The organism is Lysinibacillus sp. FSL P4-0201, assembly GCF_038593425.1.
GTDB lineage: Bacteria > Bacillota > Bacilli > Bacillales_A > Planococcaceae > Lysinibacillus > Lysinibacillus capsici.
Window position 1 is genome coordinate 3,259,756 of record NZ_CP151995.1, and the last position, 26,017, is coordinate 3,285,772.

At 36.5% G+C, this 26,017-nt stretch carries 22 protein-coding genes; 7 read left to right on the forward strand and 15 right to left on the reverse strand.

The genetic code is table 11. The features are described 5' to 3' along the window. Positions 1-116 precede the first annotated feature (116 nt). From MKY76_RS16390 to MKY76_RS16430, 9 genes are all read right to left on the reverse strand, one after another. Positions 117-3,035 carry a VWA domain-containing protein gene (locus tag MKY76_RS16390; protein ID WP_103118504.1) on the reverse strand — a complete coding sequence of 973 codons (2,919 nt, stop codon included), beginning with the start codon at positions 3,033-3,035 and terminating at the stop codon, positions 117-119. A gap of 18 nt (positions 3,036-3,053) precedes the next feature. Continuing rightward, positions 3,054-4,502: an S-layer homology domain-containing protein gene (locus MKY76_RS16395; protein ID WP_004226619.1), complete on the reverse strand. Its 1,449-nt coding sequence runs from the start codon at positions 4,500-4,502 to the stop codon at positions 3,054-3,056. A gap of 183 nt (positions 4,503-4,685) precedes the next feature. Beyond that, positions 4,686-6,347 carry a hypothetical protein gene (locus tag MKY76_RS16400; RefSeq protein WP_054550016.1) on the reverse strand — a complete coding sequence of 554 codons (1,662 nt, stop codon included), beginning with the start codon at positions 6,345-6,347 and terminating at the stop codon, positions 4,686-4,688. A 145-nt stretch (positions 6,348-6,492) separates the two neighbouring features. Then, the gene (locus tag MKY76_RS16405) at positions 6,493-6,666 is read right to left on the reverse strand and encodes a YjfB family protein (RefSeq protein WP_081011007.1); all 174 of its coding nucleotides are present in this window, start codon (positions 6,664-6,666) and stop codon (positions 6,493-6,495) included. Between the two features lie 135 nt (positions 6,667-6,801). Continuing rightward, on the reverse strand, positions 6,802-7,383 hold the full coding sequence (gene yihA, locus MKY76_RS16410; RefSeq protein ID WP_048395121.1) for a ribosome biogenesis GTP-binding protein YihA/YsxC: 582 nt from the start codon (positions 7,381-7,383) through the stop codon (positions 6,802-6,804). A gap of 4 nt (positions 7,384-7,387) precedes the next feature. After that, positions 7,388-9,712 (reverse strand): endopeptidase La, encoded by a 2,325-nt coding sequence (gene lon, locus MKY76_RS16415; RefSeq protein WP_048395119.1) that lies wholly within the window; start codon positions 9,710-9,712, stop codon positions 7,388-7,390. A 230-nt stretch (positions 9,713-9,942) separates the two neighbouring features. Continuing rightward, complete coding sequence (gene clpX / locus MKY76_RS16420; protein ID WP_036075657.1) at positions 9,943-11,214, reverse strand: ATP-dependent protease ATP-binding subunit ClpX; 1,272 nt, start codon at positions 11,212-11,214, stop codon at positions 9,943-9,945. Between the two features lie 683 nt (positions 11,215-11,897). Continuing rightward, positions 11,898-13,187: a trigger factor gene (tig, locus tag MKY76_RS16425; protein WP_342556850.1), complete on the reverse strand. Its 1,290-nt coding sequence runs from the start codon at positions 13,185-13,187 to the stop codon at positions 11,898-11,900. 118 nt (positions 13,188-13,305) lie between these two features. Continuing rightward, a complete protein-coding gene (locus tag MKY76_RS16430) occupies positions 13,306-14,289 on the reverse strand; it encodes a hypothetical protein (protein WP_342556851.1) in 984 nt (327 codons plus the stop codon). Between the two features lie 215 nt (positions 14,290-14,504). Here MKY76_RS16430 and MKY76_RS16435 point away from each other — a divergent pair, with 215 nt between their 5' ends. The 7 genes from MKY76_RS16435 (at position 14,505) to MKY76_RS16465 (ending at position 21,778) form a co-directional block, all read left to right on the forward strand. Next, positions 14,505-14,969: a hypothetical protein gene (locus MKY76_RS16435; protein WP_048395112.1), complete on the forward strand. Its 465-nt coding sequence runs from the start codon at positions 14,505-14,507 to the stop codon at positions 14,967-14,969. A 240-nt stretch (positions 14,970-15,209) separates the two neighbouring features. Next, a complete protein-coding gene (locus tag MKY76_RS16440) occupies positions 15,210-16,052 on the forward strand; it encodes a DUF2785 domain-containing protein (RefSeq protein ID WP_112118086.1) in 843 nt (280 codons plus the stop codon). 826 nt (positions 16,053-16,878) lie between these two features. Next, a complete protein-coding gene (qoxA, locus tag MKY76_RS16445) occupies positions 16,879-17,784 on the forward strand; it encodes a cytochrome aa3 quinol oxidase subunit II (protein WP_048395109.1) in 906 nt (301 codons plus the stop codon). Positions 17,785-17,844: 60 nt separating this feature from the next. After that, positions 17,845-19,788: a cytochrome aa3 quinol oxidase subunit I gene (gene qoxB / locus MKY76_RS16450; protein WP_048395108.1), complete on the forward strand. Its 1,944-nt coding sequence runs from the start codon at positions 17,845-17,847 to the stop codon at positions 19,786-19,788. A 1-nt stretch (position 19,789) separates the two neighbouring features. Next, entirely contained in the window at positions 19,790-20,389 is a 600-nt protein-coding gene (gene qoxC / locus MKY76_RS16455; protein ID WP_016991860.1) for a cytochrome aa3 quinol oxidase subunit III, read from the forward strand. Beyond that, entirely contained in the window at positions 20,389-20,673 is a 285-nt protein-coding gene (gene qoxD / locus MKY76_RS16460) for a cytochrome aa3 quinol oxidase subunit IV (protein ID WP_004226585.1), read from the forward strand. Before qoxC ends, qoxD begins: the two co-directional genes overlap by 1 nt. 247 nt (positions 20,674-20,920) lie before the next feature. Further along, entirely contained in the window at positions 20,921-21,778 is an 858-nt protein-coding gene (locus tag MKY76_RS16465; RefSeq protein ID WP_048395106.1) for a DUF6612 family protein, read from the forward strand. A 61-nt stretch (positions 21,779-21,839) separates the two neighbouring features. Here MKY76_RS16465 and MKY76_RS16470 read toward each other — a convergent pair whose 3' ends face one another. From MKY76_RS16470 to MKY76_RS16495, 6 genes are all read right to left on the reverse strand, one after another. After that, entirely contained in the window at positions 21,840-22,259 is a 420-nt protein-coding gene (locus tag MKY76_RS16470; RefSeq protein WP_054550012.1) for a universal stress protein, read from the reverse strand. A gap of 50 nt (positions 22,260-22,309) precedes the next feature. Further along, positions 22,310-23,386 carry a PQQ-dependent sugar dehydrogenase gene (locus MKY76_RS16475; protein ID WP_342556852.1) on the reverse strand — a complete coding sequence of 359 codons (1,077 nt, stop codon included), beginning with the start codon at positions 23,384-23,386 and terminating at the stop codon, positions 22,310-22,312. Between the two features lie 44 nt (positions 23,387-23,430). Then, positions 23,431-23,592 (reverse strand): hypothetical protein, encoded by a 162-nt coding sequence (locus MKY76_RS16480; protein WP_167444838.1) that lies wholly within the window; start codon positions 23,590-23,592, stop codon positions 23,431-23,433. A 151-nt stretch (positions 23,593-23,743) separates the two neighbouring features. Continuing rightward, positions 23,744-24,160: a YugN family protein gene (locus MKY76_RS16485; protein WP_054550010.1), complete on the reverse strand. Its 417-nt coding sequence runs from the start codon at positions 24,158-24,160 to the stop codon at positions 23,744-23,746. A gap of 136 nt (positions 24,161-24,296) precedes the next feature. After that, entirely contained in the window at positions 24,297-25,250 is a 954-nt protein-coding gene (locus MKY76_RS16490) for an alpha/beta hydrolase (protein WP_328012658.1), read from the reverse strand. A 31-nt stretch (positions 25,251-25,281) separates the two neighbouring features. Next, positions 25,282-26,013 carry an SDR family NAD(P)-dependent oxidoreductase gene (locus tag MKY76_RS16495; RefSeq protein ID WP_112118083.1) on the reverse strand — a complete coding sequence of 244 codons (732 nt, stop codon included), beginning with the start codon at positions 26,011-26,013 and terminating at the stop codon, positions 25,282-25,284. Between the last annotated feature and the right edge of the window lie 4 nt (positions 26,014-26,017).

Below are 26,017 nucleotides of genomic sequence, written 5' to 3' on the forward strand. Positions count from 1 at the left end.
TCATGAAGAACTGCAATTCGTCATCTACATTAGAATTATTATAAACTAAGTGTAACAAATTATACGTGTTGTTTCAAATTAAAAAACTGCCCCAATTATCGGAGGCAGTTTTCTCATTAATTTGTTATTGTAACAGTCTTTATTGCAATCATATTTCCATCTTTATCGTATGCTATAAACTCAATCTCATCATTGACTTTAAAGTCCTGCATAGTTTGAACAGTTTTTGTTAACATATACACTTGATCACTACGCTTTTGCAAATCAAACTGGACATCTCCACTGATTGAATTAAAACGTACATTCATCTTCGCAACGTTTTGACAGTTACCATCAACTCGAGCACTCATTGTAATATAACCTTTTCGTAGCGAAACACTTGTCTCTTCAAATAAATCTTCTGGATTGATACAGCTTGAAGCTTGCGTTTTACATAAAATTGTATCAATTAACTTCTGGAAGACTTGATGCAATTGCAAATTATCAATTGCATGGAAGTACGTTCCGCCCGTTTCTGAAGATAATTGCATTAAAGTGGCGTCATTTACTTGTGATTTTTTGCCCATACTTACTGTGTATACTTTGACACCTTGCTTTTTCGCTTCATTTATAACTTTTGTCATTTTTGATTTACTCGTTTTACCATCAGATACAACGACAATCGCTTTGGATGTTTTCGAATCGTTCGAGAATTTTGTTAAAGCAATATCGATGCCTGCAAAAATATCGGTTGCACCCTTATCTTTCGATGCTTTATAAAGATCTTTTTTCAACACATTTTCTGTTGTACCTTCTCCAAGTACTGTCGCTTTTGTATTGGTTTCAATGACTATGTTATTTTTAGCCTTTAATTGATTGATTAGTTCAATCATTTTCTTCCCACGATAATTTGTTGGATCAACAGCCTTCATGGAAGAAGAATAATCCACTACATAGGCAATTTCTGTTGCTAAAGAACAAGAGTTTTTACTGAAGTATGGATTCGTAAAAATATCTTTCGTCACTGTTTTATCTTTTAAACCCTTCAAGGACGTTGCATAGCGAGGATCTATTGGATTTACAAGTCTTGCTTCCACTTTAGATTTGCCATATATAACTGAATCAAAGTAGGCTACAGCAGTACCTGGATTCCCTGTATTATTTAATGGATCAGAAGTGTTCGTAATGAATGAAGCTGTTTTTTCTACTCCGTCATACTTAATTTTGACTGTCCCTTGATAATCTGTAATAGGCTCTCCACCAGGACGCACTAAAGTCACCATTACTTTTGTATAACGATCTTTTCCTGATGGTCTTGATGCAGCATCCGCACTTTCCTTGAGGGCCTCTACTCGTTTTTTAAACGCCTCTACTTGTCCAAGTAATTTACCGCCTTGGTATTTTAATAATACCGTGCGGTCATAGTTACTTAAGTTAGTGAAGATCGAATAAATCTTCATAACACTATCATAATGTTCTAATGTTAAATCTTTTTCGTCTGGCATTTCTTTCATAAGCTGAATAATGGCGCCGACTGGATTAATGTTCTCTACCTGTGAGGCAATATCATCATCAATGCCCTGAACGCGATAAATAGGACGACCATCGTCAGCAATTAAATACATTATTTCCGTTTTAGCTGGCGTTGTAACAGAGTTCTCAAAACGTGTCTTTAAAAGTTCCTCAAATAAGTGAACAGAAATATCATAGTTTTCAAATTGAAGAATAGCATTTTCATAACCTAATGCCGGATATTTAGGATCAGATCCACCGTAACGCAAATAGATGTTTTGCACATTCCCTAAAACGTCCTTCACATTTGTTTGCTGCCCAATACTAAATAATTTTTTATCTGAATTAGCATTTAGAGGAACTGGGCTATAAACATCAATTAAGTTTTGCGTAAAGAACTCTGGAATATCTTCACTTTTTGGAAATTCAGGAATCACGCTCCCATTATCATCTGTATTTGCTGGGTCGTATACTTGGTAATCAATACGCAATTCAGGCTGTGGTGCATAACGCACTTCTGCGTTTAGTTTCTCACCAACAAGACACTTCATTGCTGGATCCGTATTATTAATCAGCTCAAAAGTTATTGTATCACGTACTGATTTAGTTAATTTTGGTGCTACCACTATAGCAGATACCGTTGAACCATCCGATTGGACAATGTCAACTGCTTCACCTGAAGTATCAACAATATTTCCGTAGGATGCCTTCACGCGGAATGAATAAGATTTATCATCAGCGATAGGATCACCATTACAAGCTTTTAAAGAAACTGTAACTAGTGTTGTATCCACATTATTTGCAATTAAATCAGGCTTTTCCACCAAGATACTCTGCAATGCATTATTAACATTATTTGGTCCAGTAAAATCATTTGAATTATCCTTTGGCTCTTCAAAATCAGCACTACTAGATCCCATAAAACCAGGTGGTAACGTAATGCTATCATTATCACGACCAGCTGGACTACGTTTTAATCCTTGTACTGCGAAAGTGCTATTTTGAACAGCACGATAGAAAAATACAGCAACATCACCCCGTGTTAGTTTTGTGGATGGATTAAAGCTAGCGAAAGTGTTTTTGCCTGTAGAGCTTGTAGATAAATCATTTGAATATAAATATTGAACTGCCTGTGGCTCATCTAAATCTAAGCCTTTAAAAGCCGCGTAAATTTGGGCAAATTGGCCACGTGTTACAGCTTTTGTTCGATTCGTATTTACATGTGTACCATTAAATGGTAAATAAAAATCACTATAGAAATTATAAGCAACACTATCAATATAAGATAAAGCATAGTTACGATCTAGTTTGGCAAACATCAGAACAAGATCGCGATCTGTCACTTGATCATTTGGTAAAAAGTTACTTGCACTATTTAAGGACATCAGGTCATTATCGACCGCCCATGAAATAGCTTTATAATTATTGCTATTTGTTGGAACATCTCTAATTGTTGTAGCTGCTTGCGTAACAGTAGGTGTAGCTGTCATCAGTAGAAGCATGAAGCAAAGCATAGCAAGCAATGCTTTTTTTACATATGTCATTTTTGTTCCATCCTTTCTTTAGTTAAAGAACAATATGTCATCACGATAGTTTTGTTTTAAGTCATCCTCTAAATATTTCAAGAATCGTTCTAAAACAACTGACGCCTCTGCACGCGTTAGTGGTTTATTTGGATTAAAACGACCAGCAGCATCACCAATCATTAAGCCAAGTTCATTCGCTATATAGATGCCATCTCTCGCATAATTTGGAATCTGTTTGTCATCTGTAAATTTAGTTAAGTAACCAGGATCAGGTGCTCTATTTTCAAGTCCTAAGGCACGGACAAAGATAGTTGCAGCCTGTGCGCGATTAATAGCATTATCTGGCTTAAAGTAGTCAGCTGATACACCTTTGATTATCCCTTTATTTAACGCTGATTCAATATAACCGTAATCTTTGATAGAACGCTTCAAGTCTTTAAAAACACTTGTAGTAGGTGTCTTTTTTGATTTCTTTTCTTCAAACACACGTAAATCAACCGCTTTACCAATAGCCGTCGTAAAATCAATACGTTTCATTGGTGTATTAGGAGAAAAGAAGTTACTTGAATCTGAGTAAATACCTAGAGAATAAAGTTTTTCAATTGCTTCTTTCGCATAATGGGTTGTTAAATCTCTGAATTTAGGAATGATAAGACGTTCAATTGTCGGCATGTACTCTGTATCTAAATCAAGTGTACCTTTTTGTCCTGAAGATAGGTCGTATGTATATTCAGAAATAACATCCTTTTCACTTACGACTGCATATCCACCTTCAAAACTCCCTAAGCTACCGAGATTTTCCTCATAATTTAAAACACGTGATTTACTTGTAGATAAACGATTTTTCACATGACTTGTTTTACCATCACTATAAGAATAAACAGATTCCGTGATTTGAGTTTCTGTCGCACCCCAGAAGTTCTCATAGCCTGCATGTCGACTATCTGTTTCAATTGTTACTGTGTTTTGAACAGCATTTTTTCCTTTTCCTGTTTCAAAAGCATAGGTTTTTCTAGAAATAATATTTCCTGAGTAATAATCAGAGGCTGCACGATTATCAGTAACTGTTCCTTGTGAAAATTGATAATCGACTAAGGAATAAGTAATGGCGCCAATTGTGATTTTTTCAGTGTATTTCTTCACTTCACCATTGGATGTTTTTTGACCAAGAACTGCATAATCCACTACATCTGATTCATAGGCAATATTTCTTGTCAATGTTGCGCCATTGCTTGCTGTTAACTTCATGCTATACGTTTCAGTTAATTTACCTTTTGATTCTTTTTGAGCAATTTTAATATCTTTACTTGTCCCTTTAAAAATAACAGGTGTCCCTGAAAGGAACACAGCTTCTTCATATGTATATTCGTTTTTTACAGCACCTGTTGTTTCTAATGAAGCGGCTGATGCATTGAATGGAATAGTTGTTCCAATCAAAAAGACAGCAAGGACTAGAAACATTATTTTAGATAATTTTTTTTGCATTCGCTTTTCCTCTCTTTCACTGTGCATTTGCGTGCATAATGAAGCTTGTTTCTAATATAACTAAAAAATCTGCTCGTCTTGCGAATATATACACAATTTAGCCTATTCGAAGTAACTTCTTCATCTTTCGATTATGAAACATATTCGCATGAGACTCGCAGATTTTTTAGTTTAATATTTATGCTAATCTACCAAAATAAAATGAGCTTTAACAAATCGATCTGATAATACAACTAAACGATCAGATGGCTGTAAGTCAGAAGCTTGAATCACCTTACCTGCTTTAATCAGTGTCGCTTGGTCAATATTCATATTAACCATTTCACCCGCTTCATACCAACGACCATTTTGCCATTGACTAACACTCTTGACATTAATGACTGCAGGATACGTAGATTTCACAGACTGTAGTTTCCCTGCAAGCATTAGAGGGGCAACAGGTTTAGCCTTGTCTAAAATATGAAGAGCTTGTACATGGCCTTCCTTCACATAGAAATAACCATAGTCTCCCTCAGATAAGTAAAGTTCAATATCTGGCATGACACTATATGTTTTATTGCCGTCATCTACCATGGCTTTCGTTGAATTACTAACTGACAGTACAGTACGATCTGCTTTCTTGAAAACATTTGATTCAATCTTCATCGCATCGTCAATTTCAATTACATATCCATCTGCTTGAGATAAGCGTCCATAATATAATTCATGACCTGCGAGATTAGGTGACATGAAGCTATCACTTGTAACTTGTATTACTTGGGCATAGTGATCACGAGTAGCACCATCAGCCACGACAAAAGCAGTACCATATGCCATAAGACCAGTAGGTTCAATTAATCGTCCATTTCGAATTAAAATAGTTCCATTATGGAAATACATTGTTCCTGCTGTTTTCAGTTTCAGTAGTTGGTAATCTGTATCAACAGACAGCATTGGTTCGTAATATGTTCTTTCATTATTTTTTAATACGACAATTTTCTCGATTACTTCCTTACCAAATTGTTTAACGGTCGCATAGTATGCTTCGCTACCTATATAATTTTTCAGCTGACCTTTCTCGACTTTTGTATTCCCAACATAGATTGGTACTTTGGATGTAAAAGGCATAGTTGAAAGATCATTTGTTGTTTGAGAGCCAAATTGCCAGTTAACAAAGGCATGCTGATTTTTCACGGTAAGCTTGTTGGCATTAGGATTGACCGCTTGTATCTCGCCTTTATATAAGTTTTCAACGAGCGTACCTGTTTCACTGATAGCTACCTTTGATATGATTGAGGAAGTTTTATTTTTGAAACTTAATTTAACTCGATCCCCAACGTATAATGCACTAATATCTGTTGCTGAAGAACCTTTTTGATAATTGGTTTCTTTGTTTAAATAGTATGTCGTTTCTGCGCCAACATCTGGTTTTACCATGATAAATAAACCATTTGGATCAATACTCGTTACGACACCAGCAGTTGTTTTACCGTTACTGCTTCCTGTTGATGGTACATTTGTTTCTGTTGGTGTATGAGAGGTACCGCGAAGTTCAACAACACTTCTGAGAGAAATTTCAGCCTCGACTTCCATCCCCATCTTAAAACCCTCAATCGTTGTAGACGTATTATTAATATATAATCTAGTATTTTTATTAATATTAAAGGTTACTGTTCGTCCACGATCATTTTCCAATGTAATTTTACTAAGTTGCTTTTCTATCGTACCATCAGGCTTCGTATATTCCGAAAACGTTACATCAACAAATGTCCCTGTCACTAGTTGGGCTGCTTTAGCAGATTGATTAAAGGAAAAACCAACTATCATCAGTAACGTAATCATCAGTATGTATAAATATTTTTTCAAAAAACCTGCCTCCTTACTAATTATTAGTATATCGTATTATTGGTAGTTTTTCTTATTCGAAAAGTTACATTTTAGGCCTTCTTGAATTTATTTCTAAAAACAAAAGTTGAGGTAGCTTTTAACTTCAAGCTACCTTGCCTACTACTCATACTTGAATATCAATTGTATGTCCGGCTGTTGGATGTGGAGCATCTAACATTTCAACTAACTGTTCTGTATTTTGCTGTTGCATTTCCATTGCCTGTTTCGTAACAGCTAAAGATACATTTTGCATAAGTGTTGCTTGGTTCATTGCCATCGATAAAGCTGCGATATCCATCTAGTCCACCTCCTATCTAATTTATCGGACAAATAGTTTCATCATCAAGTATTTTCCCTAATTTTCTACACCACTCGATTGAAAATACAAAAACATCTATTGTCCTAACGGTTTAGATACAATAGATGTTTTTTATTACATTTTATTTTCGATTGTTTTCCAAGCTTCCTCAAAGCCAAGACCCGTTTCTGATGAGAAGACAATAAGTGAATCACTTTTTTCCATCTCCAGTGTCTCTTTGACAATTTTCTTATGTTTATCCCATTTACCTTTTGGAATTTTATCTGCCTTCGTTGCAATGACAATGCAAGGAATATTGTAATGCTTTAAAAAATCATACATCATACGATCATCAGCTGTCGGAGGATGTCGCAAATCTATAATTTGTACGACTGCTTTTAACTCCTGACGTCCTGTAAAATAGCGCTCGATCATTTTTCCCCATGCCTCACGCTCTGTTTTAGAAACCTTTGCATAACCATACCCTGGAACATCTACAAAAAATAGCTGTTCTTCAATCTTATAAAAGTTAAGGGTTTGTGTTTTACCAGGCTTAGATGAAATACGTGCTAAAGCTTTACGTCCGATCATTCGATTTATGAAGGAAGACTTTCCTACATTCGAACGACCTGCTAATGCAAATTCTGGCAGTCCATCTTCTGGATATTGGTCTGGTCGTACCGCACTAATGACCATTTCGACATTATGGACTTTCATTTTTTTAAAAACCTCCGTCCAGCGCATAGGCTAAAACTTCATCAGCCGATGTCACTAGTTTAAATGTTAGTTGCTCACGTACACTATCAGGAATATCCTCTATATCACGTTCATTATCCTTAGGACAAATGATTGTCGTTAATCCTGCACGGTGAGCGCTTAATGTTTTTTCTTTTAAGCCGCCGATTGGCAATACACGGCCACGCAAGGTAATCTCACCTGTCATACCTACCTCGCGGCGAATCGGGCGATGTAGAATAGCCGAAACGATAGCAGTTGCCATTGTAATACCAGCTGATGGTCCATCTTTAGGTACAGCGCCCTCTGGTACATGGATATGAATATCGTGAGTATCAAAAAATTCTGCATCCACATTAAGGTGTTCCATCTTCGTACGAACATAGGATAAGGCTGTTTGAGCCGATTCCTTCATTACTTCACCAAGCTTACCAGTTAGTTGTAACTTCCCTTTACCTGGTGTTAAAGAAACTTCAATTTGTAATGTATCTCCACCAACTGTTGTATAAGCAAGTCCAGTAGCGACACCCACTTGATTTTCCTTTTCAGCCTGTCCATAGCGGAAACGATGTTTACCTAGTAAATCTTGTAATGATTTTGAGCTAACCGTTACGCGTTTTTTCTCACCAGATACAATTACTTTGGCAATTTTACGGCAAAGCGTAGCGATTTGTCGTTCTAAACCGCGAACTCCTGCTTCCCGAGTATAATAACGTATAATATCAGTGACTGCTTCATCTTTGATTACCACTTGCGTTTTTTTCAAGCCATGCTCTTTAAGCTGCTTTGGTATAAGATGATTTTTTGTAATTTGAGCTTTCTCGATTTCAGTATAGCCTGCAATAGATATTACTTCCATACGATCTAATAATGGTCCTGGGATGCTACTTAAATCATTGGCAGTTGCAATAAATAACACATTAGATAGATCATATGGTTCCTCAATATAATGATCACTAAATGTATTATTTTGCGCAGGGTCTAAAACTTCAAGCATGGCTGCTGCAGGGTCACCTCTAAAATCATTCGACATTTTATCGATTTCATCTAATAAAAATACTGGATTAATGGTACCTGCTTTTTTCATTCCTTGAATAATACGTCCTGGCATTGCACCAACATACGTACGTCGATGTCCGCGAATTTCCGATTCATCTCGAACACCACCTAAAGAAATACGAATAAACTTTCGATCTAAACTTTCGGCAATGGAGCGAGCTAATGATGTTTTACCAACACCAGGAGGCCCTGCTAAGCATAAAATAGGTCCTCGCAGTGAATTTTTCAGCTGACGTACTGCTAAATATTCTAGAACACGTTCTTTGACTTTTTCTAATCCATCATGATCTCGGTTTAAAATATTTTCAGCATGGGCAATATTCATGCGATCCTCTGTAGCATTTGTCCATGGTAATGAAATAAGCCAATCAATATAATTGCGAATAACACCGCTCTCTGCACTAGCTCCAGGTATTTTTTCATAGCGATCTAATTCTTTCAGTGCTGCTTCCTTTGTTGTTTCTGGCATACCAGCTTCGTCGATACGCTTCCGTAATTCTGCAACTTCTCCAGTTTTCCCTTCGCGATCTCCCAGCTCCGTTTGGATAGCTTTCATTTGCTCACGTAAATAATATTCCTTTTGCGTACGCTCCATTGACTGCTTTACTTTGGAATTAATCTTCTTTTCTAGATCCAATACTTCCTGTTCATCATGCAAGCGAATAATTAAATGATCTAGTCGTTTTTTAACGCTTAGCATTTCCAATACTTCTTGCTTGTCGGCAATTTTAAACGGCAAATGAGAAGCAATAATATCAGCTAAACGGCCAGGCTCTTCAATATCCGTTACAGTATTGATCGTCTCAGTTGTAATTTTATTGGAGGATTTTGCATATTTTTCAAAATACGTCAACAATGTCCGCATCAATGCTTGTGTTTCTACATCTTTTTCCGTTGACTCCTCTTTAATTTCAATATCGACAACCGTATACTTCTCTAACGCACGATAGTTTTTCCACGTTGCACGAGCAACTCCTTCTACAAGGATACGTAACGTGCCATTTGGTAATTTAAGCATTTGTTTGACATAAGCAATTGTACCAACTGAATACAAATCTTGCTCTTCAGGTTGTTCATCGTGCATTTCTTTTTGTGTTACCAATAAAATCATTTGGTCCTCTAACATTGCCTGCTCAAGCGCCGCTACAGAACGATTTCTACCCACATCAATATGTAACACCATCGATGGGAATACTAAAAGTCCACGCAAAGGCAATAATGGTACATTTGTTGTTTTTTGTATTGTCACCATGCGGGCATTCACCTCCGTCAAAATTTTCATGTTAACATCCCGCGCTACTAGTATGTGTTTAAAAAATTGATTCACACTAGATATTGAAGCGAGCCAAAAATTTCTTCAAGTTACAGCTGGCTTTATGTAGGAATGAATAAAAAGCTGACTGTCGATATGTGCGAATATTGCACAATCGAAGTCAGCTAATTACTCTCTATCTCACAACGGTAGACAGCCACGTCTATTCATTATGCTGAAGTTTTAGTGTCGCTACCTTCATCGAGTTCAGTGCCATCTTCAAGAAGCAATTTCGGTTTTTCTTTATCCGTAATTGTTTTTGCTGTAATGATACATTTTTTCACGTCTTCACGTGAAGGTAATTCGTACATTACATCAAGCATTGTTGACTCAATAATTGAACGAAGACCACGCGCACCTGTTTTACGTTCAATTGCTTCCTTAGCAATTGCCACAAGAGCATCTTCATCAAATTCAAGCTCAACGCCATCTAATTCAAGCATTTTTTGATATTGCTTGGCTAGTGCATTTTTCGGCTCTGTTAAAATTTGTACTAGTGCTGCTTCGTTTAATTGCTCCAGACTCGCAAGTACAGGTAATCGACCAATGAACTCTGGTATTAAACCAAATTTCAATAAATCCTCAGGAATCAGCTTGGACATGATAGAACCTTCATCTACATCTACTTTATTCGGATCTGAACCGAATCCTATTACTTTTTCACCCTGACGTCGTTTAATGATGGTTTCAATGCCATCAAATGCACCGCCAACAATGAAAAGAATATTGGTTGTATCGATCTGTAAGAATTCTTGATGAGGATGTTTTCGTCCTCCTTGTGGTGGAACACTTGCAACTGTTCCTTCAAGAATTTTTAGGAGTGCCTGCTGAACACCTTCGCCAGAAACATCTCGTGTAATAGATGGATTTTCCGACTTACGTGCAACCTTGTCAATTTCATCAATATAGATAATCCCTTTTTCAGCGCGTTCGATATCATAATCAGCTGATTGGATTAACTTTAATAAAATATTTTCAACGTCCTCACCAACATAACCTGCTTCAGTTAAGGAGGTAGCATCCGCAATAGCGAATGGAACATTTAAAATACGTGCTAACGTTTGAGCTAATAAAGTTTTACCGCTACCAGTTGGGCCGATTAACACAATGTTCGATTTTGCTAATTCAATATCATCAATTTTACTATTCGTATTGATACGTTTATAGTGATTGTAAACTGCGACTGCCAATGCTTTTTTAGCACGCTCTTGTCCAATTACATACTCATCTAAAATCGTTAAGATTTCTTTCGGTTTTGGGATATCTTGGAATTCGATCTCCTCTTCTACACCTAGTTCCTCTACAACGATCTCTGAACAAAGCTCGATACATTCATCACAAATATAAACACCTGGACCTGCAACTAATTTACGCACTTGTTCTTGTGGTTTTCCACAGAATGAGCATTTTAAATTGCCTTTTTCATCATTAAATTTGAACAATATGTTTCACCCCTATTCAAGCAACAATCTTACAAGATTATTGAACCTTTATCAAATAAATTGTCTGCATCATTTACGCCTCAGTAATTATGCATGTGTAGATTATAACGCATCGTCATGTACTTTACTTCATTTGTCTTTCGAAGCATGCTATAGGAACCTGCTTACTTCGCCACCTTATACTGCTATAAAGTTACATTTATTCACTTCCGACACACTACAAACTACTGATCTCTATTTATAAATCTACTACATTCATCAACCAAGGGTATATCACTCAAAAAATAAATTTTATTTAGTTAGAACCTTTCTGAATGAAGTTAAGTTTAGCATCGTATCAATTTCGCCTTGACTCTAATAGCGCCAGGACTTCAATCTAAATCCTTGCCGCATGTCAGCAGGCACTATCTTCATTCAGTCGTGGTTTAAACACACACTAAAAAGGTTAAAAGGCTTACAGCTCGCCATCTATGTGAGATGGTAGTTTTTTGTACCTGACATTATACTTTGGATACAAAAACATCTGCTGAATGAAGATAAAAACTAAAACAATACTATGTATAAGTGAAGTATAAAGTGAATTAAATGTTAAGGGGACTGATTGCTAAGAGTTTATGTGATAAAACAAGGCACGGAAGAATGCCGTACCTTGTTTTTTTTGGGCTATCTAATTACACAAAATCTTATTCAGTAATTTTAGCGTTTTCTACTAAAAATTCAACTGTTTTTTGGATTTTGATGTCATTTTCAAGTACTGCTGTTCCACCTAAAGCACTTGTGATTTGATCTTTTGTCATGTTAAATTGAGCAGCCATTTTTTCTAATTCTGCTTCAATATCAGCTTCAGATGCTTCAATTTTTTCAGCTTCAGCAATTGCTTCAAGCGTTAATGATACACGCACACGGCTTTCAGCTTCTTCTTTCATTTGGCCACGTAAGTCTTCTTCTGATTGACCAGAGAATTGGTAGTAAAGGTCTAGATTCATACCTTGCATTTGTAAACGTTGACCAAATTCTTGTAACATACGATCAGTTTCAGAGTTGATCATACCTGCTGGTACTTCAAAATCCGCATTTTCAGCTGCTTTTTCTACAAGCTCATCACGAAGAGCTGCATCTGATTCTGTTTCTTTTTGAGCTGCAGTTTGTTCTTTAATTTTAGCGCGTAAAGCTTCAACGCCTTCAACTTCTGGATCTAATTCTTTTGCAAATTCATCATTTAACTCAGGAAGAACTTTTGTTTTAACTTCTTTCACAGTTACTTTGAAAGTAGCTTCTTTACCAGCTAATTCAGCTGCATGATATTCTTCTGGGAATGTAACAACAACATCTTTAGATTCGCCAGCTTTAACACCAACTAGTTGCTCTTCAAAACCTGGAATGAATGAACCTGAACCGATTTCTAGTGAATAGTCTTCACCTTTACCACCTTCAAAAGCTTCTTCGCCAACGAAACCTTCGAAGTCGATCACAGCTGTATCACCTTCTACTATTGCTTCGTCTTCTTTGATTTCAAGCTCTGCTTTACGAGCTAATTGATCTTGAATTTGTGCATCTACTTCTTCATCCGTTACTTCTACTGGAAGTTTAGATACTTCTAGACCTTTATAGTCTCCTAGCTTTGGTTCTGGTTTCACTGTTACTTGTGCAGTGAATGTGAAATCTTGGCCGTGTACAAAGTTTTCTGTACCAGCGATTTCTGGGTAATCAACTGGCATAATTCCAGCTTCATCAATTGCTTTTGCATAAGATTCAGGAACGATGATTTCTAATGCATCTTGGTATAGAGATTCGATACCAAAACGTTGTTCAAACATTTTACGAGGCATTTTACCTTTACGGAAACCTGGTACGTTAATTTGTTTTACAACTTTTTTGAACGCTTGGTCCATTGCTGCGTCGATTTCTGCAGCAGGTACTTCGATTGTAAGAGTACCGATATTACCTTCTTGTTTTTCCCATTTTGCTGACATGTATAAATACCTCCAAATAAATAATCAAGTTTAGATGTTAGACAATTCATTCGTAACTACGATTTTGACAACCATTTTAGTATAACATAGATGTGTATAGTTTCAACTTATTTCATACCTAATGTAGTTCTGTTAGCTTTTCTAACATTTGTAAAAAGTCAATGATTTCATAGTCCATTTCTTGTACATTTCCAAGCATCGCTAAGACAAAATCAATATAACTATAGGCAACATCATCTGCTTCGAACGGGTGCCATTCAAATGGATACGTTACAATGGCATGCTTTGCCATTAAATATTGTACCATTTCCAAAGTCGATGGGTCTTGTTCTAGCTTCACTTCTAGTATATTTTTTATTTCTCCATACTGCGGTAGCTGGTTAGGCAATACTAATTCAGTAGGATTAACAACTTTAGTTTGATTGAATTTGGCTACTGTAACATTGATAGCTACTTCTTGTTCTACTAATAAAATAAGTGCTAGACTCTGGACAAACGGATGAATCGTGGAACATTCAATAATCTCTTTCAACGGCTCTTTTAATTGTCTTACATTTGTATCCATAAGTCGATGTAAGCGAATGGATTGCTCATTTGGACTAAGTGCCCTAAATTTCTCAAGGTCATATTCTTGTTCTTCTATTAAACGTTGTGCATTTTCTTTTTTTTCTAGATTCTTAGACACTTCACTATTCAAATTTTTTAAGCGTTCAAATTTTTCAATTTGATCCTGAGGCAAAACATTTTCTTCAAGTAGCGTTGAAATTAATGACTCTACTTGATGGTATTCTTTTAACTGCATGCATACGGTAATGTACAATTCCATGATTTCTACATAAAATGACGTACCCATTGAAAATAATTGCTCACAAACATCCTTTGTCTTGCTATAGTCCTTTAATTCATACAAAGCGAAAGCATAGGCACTAAGAGCAAATTCATCTCCAGCTTCGTACACAAATGCCTTTTCAAAGCTTGCCACCGCTTTTTCATACTGAAAATTTTCAGCAAAGATATGTCCTTCACGTATTAAAGTTTGGACAGCGCCCGGAAAAACAACAACATTGTCATGTTTAATGACATGACGCTTTCTTTTTGTCATTTTTCTCACCTCATTGTTCTAATTTTTCATTTCTGCTATTTACTAAAAAAATCCACAAGTTTCTTGTTTTTAACAAAAAATTATTGCTTTTGCATTCATATTTTGTAATAAATTGTATTATAATTAGAATAGTCTAAAATTTATCACAATTCGCAGACGCTTCCCCTTTGTTGTCTGCATCAAGAAAATCAAGTTCTTAACAAGGAGTGGAATCCATGCAATTACTTGATACAATTACAGAATTTGATCATTGTATCTCATCTGCATTCGAGGCATTATCGATTAAAGTCATTTCAATTTCTACAACGGACGGCCCTTTTCAAGATAAGCCGATAGAATTTGAACTTTTAACACGCACCAAAATAGATGTCTACACACAAGAAGCCAGCACCTATATTTTAAAAATTCAAGGGTGTATTCCTGGATCTATTGCACTTGGTCATCAAAACGAGTCTCTTTCCATTATTCCTCAAAAAGTAAACATTGAATGTAACTACAAGCTGCTACATGTTGATAAAAAAGATATGCATCAGATTTTACAACATCCTGAACCAAATCGTCACTATAGTGAATGGCTCATTGATGCAATCAAAAATGCCAATATTCTTGTCGAGTTAAAGACAAATCAACACACGCTCACTGAATGGCCAATTGGCATTAAATCAGCAGTCATTATTTAGCTAGACAAAGACATACTTAAATAGGTATGTCTTTTTTATTGTTCACATTTTAGTTTTACCATTTTATTGCGTTTCTATCATAACAACTTTCTATAGTTTCTGGAAATAATATTGTAAAAATTATGTTTTAAAGAGGACATTCTAACTGTGCTTGATTAAAATGAAGGTTTCAAATTTATCCCTTCGAAATGAAATGGCGCTATAATATAAAATACAAAAATAAGTTGGGGGCTTTTTTACATGGATATTAAAGAAACATTACAATCTTTTTCTACAATGACACTGTCTGAGCGTCAGACATTTATGTTCGAACATAGTGATTGGCTATTACAGGAGATGTTAGCCCATATTGGCTCAGTTGATGCCGAATTACGAGACCAGCTCATTTATCGCACCTTTGTTGATTTACTAAGTGATAATTTATTGAGTTCTCAACAAATTCAATATTTGTTTGATACAGTTACAGGTGAGGATTTTTTATATTTACATATCGGAGATAAAACAGAGGATAGTGTCTTTACTCGTTCGTTTTCTGCTTTACTAGTTGCAGGTCTTCTTGCAAAGGACGCTGAATTACTTGTTTTAAGAGATGAAGACCTACAAGTGTTCTTTAAAAAAATTGGCCGTTATTTGTTATTAGAACAGGATACGAGAGGATATGTTCAGGGAAAAGGATGGGCACACAGTATTGCACATGGTGCAGATTTAGCTACAACAACAATAAAACATCCAAAATTCGATTTACAGTATGCACCATCCATTTTACATGCATTAAAACTTGTCACTTGGAAAGAAACAGTCTTTGTTAACGATGAAGAGGAACGTTTAATTAATATAGTGGATGCATTATTGCTTCAAAATTACTCAGAGGAAGCACTGATCGAATTTGTTGAGCAGGCTTTTGATAAATTTGAAATGCATTTAATGACACAAGGTTATAATGAGCTCTTCTTTAGTGGAAGAACTTGTACCTTAAACTTTATGAAAACACTGTATTTTTCTTTGAAAATGAATAATAAAGCTCCACAGCTTCAAAATACGATTTATGGACAAGTAGCCAAATGGCTGAAGCTTGGTGATTGACAGGTAATTTTAAAAATGCTGAATTACACCACTTAATTCTTGATAACATAAATTTTTTCTAAAACACTAGCAAACTAAGAACTGGCTTAGTTTGCTTTTTACTTTTCAAATAAAACAAATGAAGTAAAAATATGGATATTAAAGAAAACCAGTTATTATATTAACATAATTAATATTTCGCTCCATTTATTCCCTCCTCGCTCATTCCTTTCATTGAAAATTCAACCTATTGTTTCCATAAAACGTCATTGCATCTACTCCTTTTTTGGATAAAAGGCAAATAAAAAATCCCAATAGGTCTGGTATGACAATGATTTTATTACAAAACAGCGTCTAAAATGTGAAATACCATTTTTCACATTTTAAATTATTTACTTAGGTAAACATCAGGAATGCAGTATTTTCAACGTTTACACAGTGTTTAATAAATAAAACCTATAAATACCAATACTAAAATAACGATTTTTGTTCAAAAAATGTTCAAATTCAATACCGCTATACTATCATTTTCATAACAAAATTATGTTTTTTCTTAAAAACAGGGCGTATAATCCAATGTGCAAACAACGAGAGATTGTGACAATCGTAGTTAACCAAGTATGTATTTAAACGATTGCGCAAATCATTGATTTTGCTAACGCTTGCATCAGATCAATCAACACTAGATTTTATGTTTCATATTGAACCATGCCATTGTAATTTCTTAAGTTGTTGATTGATACGCCAAGATAAAAGAGGTGACCTCAGTATCAACTATTTGTAAATGTGACACTGACAAAAAACACATGAATTTTATGAATAGCCGTTCTATAGAAAGGAGTCAAACATGAAGAAAAAATTAAGTTTAATGTTAGTAGCATTGAGTGCGATTGCTCTTCTTGCTGGATGTGAACCATTAACAGTGTTCAATCCAAAAGGACCTAATGCTGAAACATTATCAAACACAATTATCTTATCCATTATTACAATGGCCTTTATATTGCTAGTCGTGTATGTGCTTTTAGCCTTTATGCTTACAAAATATCGTGCATCAAAAGCAGCTGCAGATTATGAGCCTCCTCATGAAGAAGGAAGTCATCTGCTTGAAATTACATGGACAGTAATTCCAATTATTATCGTAGCATTTTTAGCTGTTGTGACAGTAAGAACAACATCTACAGTAGAAGCTCAACCAGCAGGTTATGACGATAAGGAGCCTTTAGTGATTTATGCATCATCATCAAACTGGAAATGGCACTTTAGTTATCCAGAAGAAGGTGTTGAAACAGTTAACTATGTAAACATTCCGGTGGATCGTCCAATCGAATTTAAGCTTTACTCATTTGGTCCAATTACAAGTTTCTGGATTCCTCAATTAGCAGGTCAAAAATATGCTATGAGTGATATGTTAACAACAATTCACCTTGCAGCAGATGAAGTTGGTTCATTTATGGGACGTAACTCTAACTTTAATGGACGTGGCTTTGCAGAAATGGAATTTGAAGCACAATCTATGACACAAGAAGACTTCGATAAATGGGTTGCTGATGTTAAATCGAAAGAGGCACCATTAACAGAAGAAAAATTTGATGAGCTTTTAGAGGCAGAACATGTTGGGCGCCAAAGCTTCTCATCTACACACTTAGACTTTAGACCAGCTCCAATGGAACATGGTAAACACATGAATATGGATGAAATGGATCATGGGGACATGTCTGAAGAAGACATGAATAATGAACATTCTGGTCATTAATTTGATTTTTCGTTGAACGAATCGAGACATTAATTTTTAATTCTGAAAGGAGCGCATCCAATGAGTATGGAAGAATTATTCCATCCAATGCAAGAACCGATGATTTTAGCGGCAGCTATTAGTATCGTAGTTGGTGCAGTGGTTATCGTAGCAGGCCTTACTTATTTCAAAAAATGGGGCTATTTCTACAAAAACTGGCTATCAACTGTTGACCATAAAAAAATCGGGATTATGTATATCGCAGTAGCTTTATTAATGCTATTCCGCGGTGGTATCGATGCACTATTAATGCGTGCACAAACAGCCGTTCCAGATAACGGACTTCTTGATGCACAACACTATAATGAAATTTTCACAACACACGGTTTATTAATGATTCTATTTATGGCGATGCCATTTGTTATCGGCTTAATGAACATTGTCATTCCACTTCAAATCGGTGCACGTGACGTTGCTTTCCCACGTCTAAACGCTGTCAGCTTCTGGCTATTTGCAGCAGGTGCTGGTTTATTAAACTTATCATTCATTATCGGTGGTTCACCAGACGCTGGTTGGACAGCCTACTTCCCTCTTGCAAGTACGGATTTTAGTCCGACTGTAGGGAATAACTATTATTCTTTAGCCCTTCAATTATCAGGTATTGGTACTTTAATGACAGGTGTTAACTTTATCACGACGATCATTAAAATGCGTGCTCCTGGTATGACATTAATGAAAATGCCAATGTTTTCTTGGTCAATTTTAATTACAAACATTATTATCGTATTCGCGTTCCCAGTATTAACTGTAGCGCTTGCTCTTATGATGTTTGACCGTCAATTCGGCACAAAATTCTTTGCGATGCAAGACGGTGGTATGGATATGCTTTGGGCCAACCTTTTCTGGGTTTGGGGACATCCTGAGGTTTATATCGTTATCCTACCTGCTTTCGGTATTTTCTCAGAAATCATTGCAACATTCGCACGTAAAAACTTATACGGTTACAAATCAATGGTGATGAGTATGGTGGTCATCTCCCTACTATCATTCGTAGTTTGGGCCCACCACTTCTATACAATGGGTCATGGTGTAATGGTAAACAGTGTTTTCTCTATTACAACAATGGCAATCGCCGTTCCTACTGGGGTTAAAATATTCAACTGGCTACTCACAATGAGGCACGGGAAAATTCAATTTACAACACCGATGCTTTATGCACTTGGCTTTATTCCTATCTTCACAATTGGTGGGGTTACAGGGGTAATGCTAGCGATGGCAAGTGCTGACTACCAATATCATAATACGATGTTCTTAGTTGCCCACTTCCACTATGTATTAATTCCAGGTACAGTATTTGGTGTCCTTGCAGGTTACCACTACTGGTGGCCAAAAATGTTCGGTTTCCGTCTAAATGAAAAATTAGGGAAAGCTGGTTTCTGGTTCATTGCCATCAGCTTCAACGTAACGTTCTTCCCACTATTCATTTTAGGTTTAGATGGATATGCTCGTCGTATGTACACTTATTCTGAGTCTACTGGTTATGGTCCATTGAACATGTTATCGTTCGTTGGTGCTCTAGGTCTTGCAGTCGGCTTTGCATTAATCGTCTACAATATTTACTATAGCTGGAAGCATATGCCTCGTAATGAAAAGGCAGATGTTTGGGATGGTCGTACACTTGAGTGGGCTACTCATTCTCCAGTACCAGAATATAACTTTGCCGTAGTGCCTACCGTTACTCGCTTAGATGAGTTCTGGTTCGCGAAAAAAGAAGGTCGCGATATTACTGCAGGTACAATCGAAAAAATTCACATGCCAAATAATACAGGCACACCATTCTGGATGAGTGGATTCTTCTTCCTTGCAGCATTCTTCGCTGTATTTAATCTATGGATTCCAGCCATCATCAGTATGCTTGGTGTATTTGGCTTCATGATCCATCGTTCATTTGAAAAAGATCATGGTCGTTACATTTCAGTTGAGGAAGTAATGGCAACTGAGAAAAGCTTGAGAGGTGATAAATAATATGAAAATCGATTCTTCACTTCCATTAGAATATAGTACAGAGGAAAACCGTCTAAAAATCTTTGGTTTTTGGATTTTCCTTGGCGCCGAAATCGTGTTATTTGCCACTTTATTTACTGTGTATTTCACACTTCATACACGTACAGGTAGTGGACCAGATGGTGCCGAGATTTTCGAATTAACTCCCGTTCTATGGGAAACATTCTTATTATTAACAAGTAGTTTCACAATTGGTCTTGGTGTTCATGCAATGCGTATTGGTCGTAAAAAAGCGATGATGACATTCTTTATCATCACTCTATTACTAGGCCTTGGCTTCTTAGCTATTGAGATTGATGAATTTGTCACATATGTACACGAAGGTGCGACGATTCAAACAAGCGCATTCTTATCGTCATTAATGACTTTACTTGGAACGCACGGTGCCCACGTAACATTTGGTTTCTTCTGGGGCGTAGCTATTTTAATCCAAGTAGCGAAACGTGGCTTAAACCCACAAACGGCTAATAAAGCGTTTATCTTCTCACTGTACTGGCATTTCCTAGACGTTGTTTGGATTTTCATCTTCAGCTTCGTCTACTTGAAAGGACTGATTAGCTGATGAAGGAATTATTCCCAAAACAACATGTGATGGGCTTCGGCTTCTCACTATTACTAACAATCGTAGCTTTAGCAGTTGTAAAATTTGATATGTCTCTTAATATGGCATTTGGAATTTTACTAGTAACTGCTCTTGCACAGGCAACTGTACAATTAGTATTATTCATGCACATCGGTGAATCTGAAGATAAAAAAACGTTATATACAACAATTTTATACTCAGTATTCGTAGGTGTTGTGACAATCATTGGTACATTATTTGCTATGATCTGGGGTTATAATTGATCCATTACACTATGGTGTAAGCAAAAGGCTGTCTGTACTTATCGTCCTTGTACGATAAGTTCATGACAGCTTTTTTGTTTTATCCCTATTCATTTGGTAATTATCGCGTTTAAAGATTACAAAAGTAGGAGTAATGTTATTTTTTTAATAAAAAAGTAGTTCTTTTCTAACAATTTATGAAACTTTTCCTTTTTTAGTGCGTATAGTAGTAGATAGTGTTTTTTACCAAGAATAGGAGATGAAAGTAATGAAGAAAATTTTTAAAGTATTAGCAGTCGGAACACTAGCGTTGACACTTGCCGCTTGTAATTCAAGCGCTACGCCTACGAAAGACACAACTAATAAAAGCAAACTCACTTTAGAACAAGTGTATGACAAAGCAGTAGATCGCCAGGCTGATATTCAAAGTGCAAGTGCTAAAATGGATATGACACAGGTGACAAAGGTTGGGTCTGGTGAAGAAGCAATGGAGTTTTCAATCGACTCCAAAATGGAGATGGATATCATCGTTGATCCACTTGCAATGCATTTATCAGGATCTATGACAATGCCTGATATGATGAATGAAGGTAAAGAAACAATGGACATGCCAATTGAAATGTATATGAAAAAAGATGCAGGCTTATTTATGAAGGATTCGACAACAGATAGCTGGTTAAAGCTCCCTGATGAGAACTTTGATGCTATATTAGATCAAACGGCGGCTTCTGCTGATGCGAAGGAACAGCTAGAACAATTGAAAAAATTCATTAAGGACTTTACATTTGAACAAACGGATGATGAATACGTCCTTACATTAGATGCAAAAGGCGATAAATTCAAAGAACTAATCGATTCTGAGATTAATAAGTCTATGCAAGAAATGGGTCTAGAAGAAAATCCAATGGATCAACTATCAATTGAAAAAATTAACTACGTACTACACATCGATAAAGAGACTTTCGATACGAACAAAATGGATATGAATTTTGACTTAAAAATGGCCGTAGAAGGTGACGAATTGTTAATGAATACAAAATCAGTCGTTACGTATACTGAATTTAATCATCTAAAAACAATCGATATACCTCAAAGCATTATTGATAACGCTCAAACATTCCAATAAAAAAAGAGCCTGCTTGTCTACTAGCACAAGCAGGTTCTTTTACTCTAAACTATTTTAACAACTAACGAACAATCAACACATCACAAAGCGCATGACGTACGACTTTCTCTGCCACAGAGCCTAACATCATTTTCTCCATACGATTTAATCCAGTTGCACCGCAAACAATTAAATCAACCTGAGGTAACTGTGTTAAAATGCCTTTTGGTGAACCTGTTTCTACAATGGATTCGACCTCTTTGACTCCTGTCTGTAATGCCTCTTTTTCTAGCTTTTCCATTTTAAGAATGTTTTCCTTCTTCAATTCCTCGGCATATTTTAAGTCATATGCTGAAACTGCTCCAAACGATTTTGTATCAATGACATTCACCAATTGCAAAATAGCATTGTGTTCCTTTGCTAATTGACTAGCTCTATCCAATGCTTTTAATGATTGTTCTGAGAAATCAATTGCTACTGCGATCTTAAGATAGTTTGCCATGTTTGTCCTCCCCATTCATCCTACCATTCCATGTTTTCTCAAATATTATATCACAATGGCGTTCGATATAGTTTATCATCCTGAGGTTGCGGATTTCCACGACCATCTGTATTATTACTAATAAAATAAAGAAATTTTTCATCCACAAAGACATCACGAATTCTACCAAATTCTGATAGTAATTCATTGTGTTTGTTCTTATTTATATCAAAAGCTAGGACTGCTGTGCCTCTTAAGGCAGCGACATATAATTGATCATTTACAATAGCAATGCCTGATGGTGCCCATGTGTTAGAAGAACCGGATGTAAAAAGAGGTGTTATCATCCCCTGCTCTTTCTCCATTCCTTCAATAAGAGGCCAGCCATAATTCTTCCCCTTCTCAATGATATTAATTTCATCATTTCCTGCATTGCCATGCTCACTGGCATACATCGTACCATCATTAGACCATGTTAAGCCTTGTGGATTTCGATGTCCATAGCTGTATATATAGGATTGAGGAAAAGGATTATCATTCGGTATGGTGCCATCCAAATTGATGCGCAAAATTTTCCCTTCTAAAGCTTCCACATCCTGTGCTAAAGAAGGTTGTGTTGCATCTCCTACCGTTGCATACAGCTTGCCGTCAGGACCTATTTTCAAACGTCCCCCATGATGGTATGTACCACTCTTTATTCGATCCATAATAAGATTCTGTTCGAGCCATTTATTATCGTTAAACGTCAACGTAACAATTCGATTAAATTGTTCCTTTTCCTCGACATACGTATAATACGCATAGGCAACTTGACTAGTAGGAAAATTAGGTGCTAACACAAATCCCAACATACCAGCTTCTGGAGCAGTTGATAGCTCCTTTTTCAGGATAATCTGCTGCCTATCAACGCCCCCTTCCGCAATCTTTACAATACTTCCTGGCCTTTCTGCTATATAAAAGACATCTCCACTTTTTTGAATCGACCAAGGTGTCTGCAATTGATCTGCTATTATTTCGATAGAGGAATTCATGGCATCTATAGCGTGATTTCCCTCACTTTCTAACCTATTATCGTTATTATCCTTCGTTGACGTACAAGCAACACATAGAATCATCGTTAGCAGTATTAAGGGTATGTAACGTCTCATGATTAATCATCCTCTCATTTATGAAAAATAGAAAGAGACGCCACCTAGACGCCTCTTTTACTTTTTATACTTTCAAACAGGATTATTTCACCAAATGTTCTTGTTTTCTCTAACACCTCTAGAAAGGCTTCTTTACGATGGATGAGTCGTTCTTGGTGCAATTTCTGATAGGAATGCTGAAAATCATCTATAGCTATTTTATCCATAAACTCACCTCATATAGTAGTACGTGCTAATATCATTATAATGTTGGAAAATTCTTACGACAATTCTATTTATATTTTTGATTATATGTTCCCAAAATAATAAGGATAAAAGACATATAATTTCTTGCAGCAGCTATTTAAATTTATCTAACTAATGAATAAAAAATGGTAGTACTTTTTCTTCCACAGCTTGTTCACCTGCTTGAATCCATCTACTTTTATCATGAATGTATCCATCTTTATCAAGCGGAGTTTGAAATTGACTAGCACCAGTTGCATCTAGTAAGGAGCCCTCATCATAATCTAGACCAATATTCTCAACATGCTTAATGACAAATGGCTTTTGAAAACGAATTTGAGCATCTTCATTATCAAGCTCTCCTGATGTGACGATAAAAGGGACACGTAAATAAATAGTTTCTCCTGCCTCTTTCCATAATACCGAGTCAAAGCTACCTTTATAGTACTCCCAATTCCCGCCGATCGTGAAACCCCGATCGGCAATTTTATCTCGTAAATAGCCAAATCCTATCTCTTTTCCAACAATTTTTGAATCAAATTGTAACAATTTATCTTCTCCTCCTTTCACTCGATAAAAGTTTAACCTAAAAGACGATATTACAAACTAGCTAAAAGATCATTTTGCTGAACTAAAAAATCCCGAAACCTGAGTAGATTATGGTTTCGGGATTTTCATAAATTTTTTATAAAGGCACTGAAATATTTCGATGTAACACATATTTAGCAGCTTCTACATACTCTGTGACAGCTCTTTGACTGACTGCGGCTGTAGGAACAATACTCTCAAAGCCATGATAGCAGCCTGGGTATAAGTGGAATTCAACATCTACTCCAGCCTGACATAGCTTGGTTACATATTGTAAAGTCTCATCACGAAACGGATCAAGTTGACCAACACATGTATAAGTAAATGGTAAACCTGATAAATCATCCGCTCTAGCTGCGGCAGCATATGGTGGTACATTGTCGCTACCATTTTCTCCATTCAAATACATTTCCCATCCCTTTTGATTGAGTGAGTGGTTCCAGATCATATGTCCCGTAATTTCTAATGAAGATGGGGTATTATTGCGATCATCAATCATTGGATAGAGCGGCATTTGGAAACTAAGCTTCGGATAATTTCGATCGCGTGTAAGTAGTGCAAGTGCAGCTGTTAGCCCACCACCAGCGCTTGCTCCAGCAATCCCTAAACGGGTAGGATCTATCCCTAATTCATCCGCATGATCTGCTACCCATTTTAACGCTGTATAGCAATCTTCAAGCGGAGCTGGATAAGGATGTTCAGGCGCAAGTCGATAGTCTACAGATACTACAACACAATTCGCTTCATTGACAAAACGCTGACAAAGCACATCATCACCCTCTGGTGCTCCTAAGACATAGCCTCCACCATGAATCCATAGCAGGCCTGGGTATATTTCCTTTTGCTCTTTTGACTTATAAATACGAAGACGAAGAGAATGATTATCATCAGGCCCTTGAATGACTTTATTTTCTACTATGATGTGCTCTTCAATTGGGGCTGGTACAGCAACGGCTGCCATTCCTTCTCTTGTAGCTTGTACATTATCCAAATCTAATGGGGGAAAAATTGCTAACGTTTCTTTTAGTTCTGAATCAATACGATGTTCCATTAAAATCCTTCCTCTCTTATTTAAAATGTTTTTACGATGTTAAACCGCCATCAATTGGGACGACAGCACCATTCACATAAGAAGCTTCCTGCGAAATTAAGAAAGCGATTACATTTGCGATTTCAGTAGGGTCTGCTAATCTACGTAATGGTCCATTTTCTTCTGGACTCGATGCCAATCCCTTTGTCATGTTTGTCCTCACGCCACCGGGACAAATTGCATTCACTCGAATCCCTTTAGGTCCATATTCCATGGCCGCCGTTTTAGTTAATCCAATTACACCATGCTTACTTGCCGCATAACCACCTAGATAGGGTTGTCCCTGTATACCAGCTGCTGAGGATGTATTCACAATGACACCTGATTGCTGTTGCTCCATTTCTTTTAATACATACTTTAAGCCGAGAAACGCCCCTTTAAGATTGACCGAGATTATTCTATCAAACGTTTCCTCTTCTAAATCTCCCAGTAGTGTAGGTGGGCTTAAAACACCTGCATTATTGATAAAAGCATCAATCCTGCCAAATGTTTCTTTTGCAGCGTCCACATATTTTTTGACATCATTGCTTTGTGAAACATCAGCTTGGACAAAAATTGCTTGTTGGTGATATTCCTTAACAGCATGTAGTGTGTCTTGTCCACTTTTTTCATCAAAATCCACTAAAACTAATGCTTTGCCCATAGTGGCAAGCAATTTTGCAGTCTCTCTTCCTATACCACTTCCAGCACCTGTAATAATGACTACTTGTTGCTCCATATTGATATAT

What these genes read in the sequence shown, in the direction of transcription:
- MKY76_RS16390 (WP_103118504.1), bottom strand. Translation starts at nt 3,035, where the DNA reads ATGACATATGTAAAAAAAGCATTGCTTGCTATGCTTTGCTTCATGCTT.
- MKY76_RS16395 (WP_004226619.1), bottom strand. Translation starts at nt 4,502, where the DNA reads ATGCAAAAAAAATTATCTAAAATAATGTTTCTAGTCCTTGCTGTCTTT.
- MKY76_RS16405 (WP_081011007.1), bottom strand. Translation starts at nt 6,666, where the DNA reads ATGGATATCGCAGCTTTATCGATGGCAATGAACCAAGCAACACTTATG.
- yihA (WP_048395121.1), bottom strand. Translation starts at nt 7,383, where the DNA reads ATGAAAGTCCATAATGTCGAAATGGTCATTAGTGCGGTACGACCAGAC.
- lon (WP_048395119.1), bottom strand. Translation starts at nt 9,712, where the DNA reads ATGGTGACAATACAAAAAACAACAAATGTACCATTATTGCCTTTGCGT.
- tig (WP_342556850.1), bottom strand. Translation starts at nt 13,187, where the DNA reads ATGTCAGCAAAATGGGAAAAACAAGAAGGTAATATCGGTACTCTTACA.
- MKY76_RS16430 (WP_342556851.1), bottom strand. Translation starts at nt 14,289, where the DNA reads ATGACAAAAAGAAAGCGTCATGTCATTAAACATGACAATGTTGTTGTT.
- MKY76_RS16435 (WP_048395112.1), top strand. Translation starts at nt 14,505, where the DNA reads ATGCAATTACTTGATACAATTACAGAATTTGATCATTGTATCTCATCT.
- MKY76_RS16440 (WP_112118086.1), top strand. Translation starts at nt 15,210, where the DNA reads ATGGATATTAAAGAAACATTACAATCTTTTTCTACAATGACACTGTCT.
- qoxA (WP_048395109.1), top strand. Translation starts at nt 16,879, where the DNA reads ATGAAGAAAAAATTAAGTTTAATGTTAGTAGCATTGAGTGCGATTGCT.
- qoxB (WP_048395108.1), top strand. Translation starts at nt 17,845, where the DNA reads ATGAGTATGGAAGAATTATTCCATCCAATGCAAGAACCGATGATTTTA.
- qoxC (WP_016991860.1), top strand. Translation starts at nt 19,790, where the DNA reads ATGAAAATCGATTCTTCACTTCCATTAGAATATAGTACAGAGGAAAAC.
- qoxD (WP_004226585.1), top strand. Translation starts at nt 20,389, where the DNA reads ATGAAGGAATTATTCCCAAAACAACATGTGATGGGCTTCGGCTTCTCA.
- MKY76_RS16465 (WP_048395106.1), top strand. Translation starts at nt 20,921, where the DNA reads ATGAAGAAAATTTTTAAAGTATTAGCAGTCGGAACACTAGCGTTGACA.
- MKY76_RS16470 (WP_054550012.1), bottom strand. Translation starts at nt 22,259, where the DNA reads ATGGCAAACTATCTTAAGATCGCAGTAGCAATTGATTTCTCAGAACAA.
- MKY76_RS16475 (WP_342556852.1), bottom strand. Translation starts at nt 23,386, where the DNA reads ATGAGACGTTACATACCCTTAATACTGCTAACGATGATTCTATGTGTT.
- MKY76_RS16480 (WP_167444838.1), bottom strand. Translation starts at nt 23,592, where the DNA reads ATGGATAAAATAGCTATAGATGATTTTCAGCATTCCTATCAGAAATTG.
- MKY76_RS16490 (WP_328012658.1), bottom strand. Translation starts at nt 25,250, where the DNA reads ATGGAACATCGTATTGATTCAGAACTAAAAGAAACGTTAGCAATTTTT.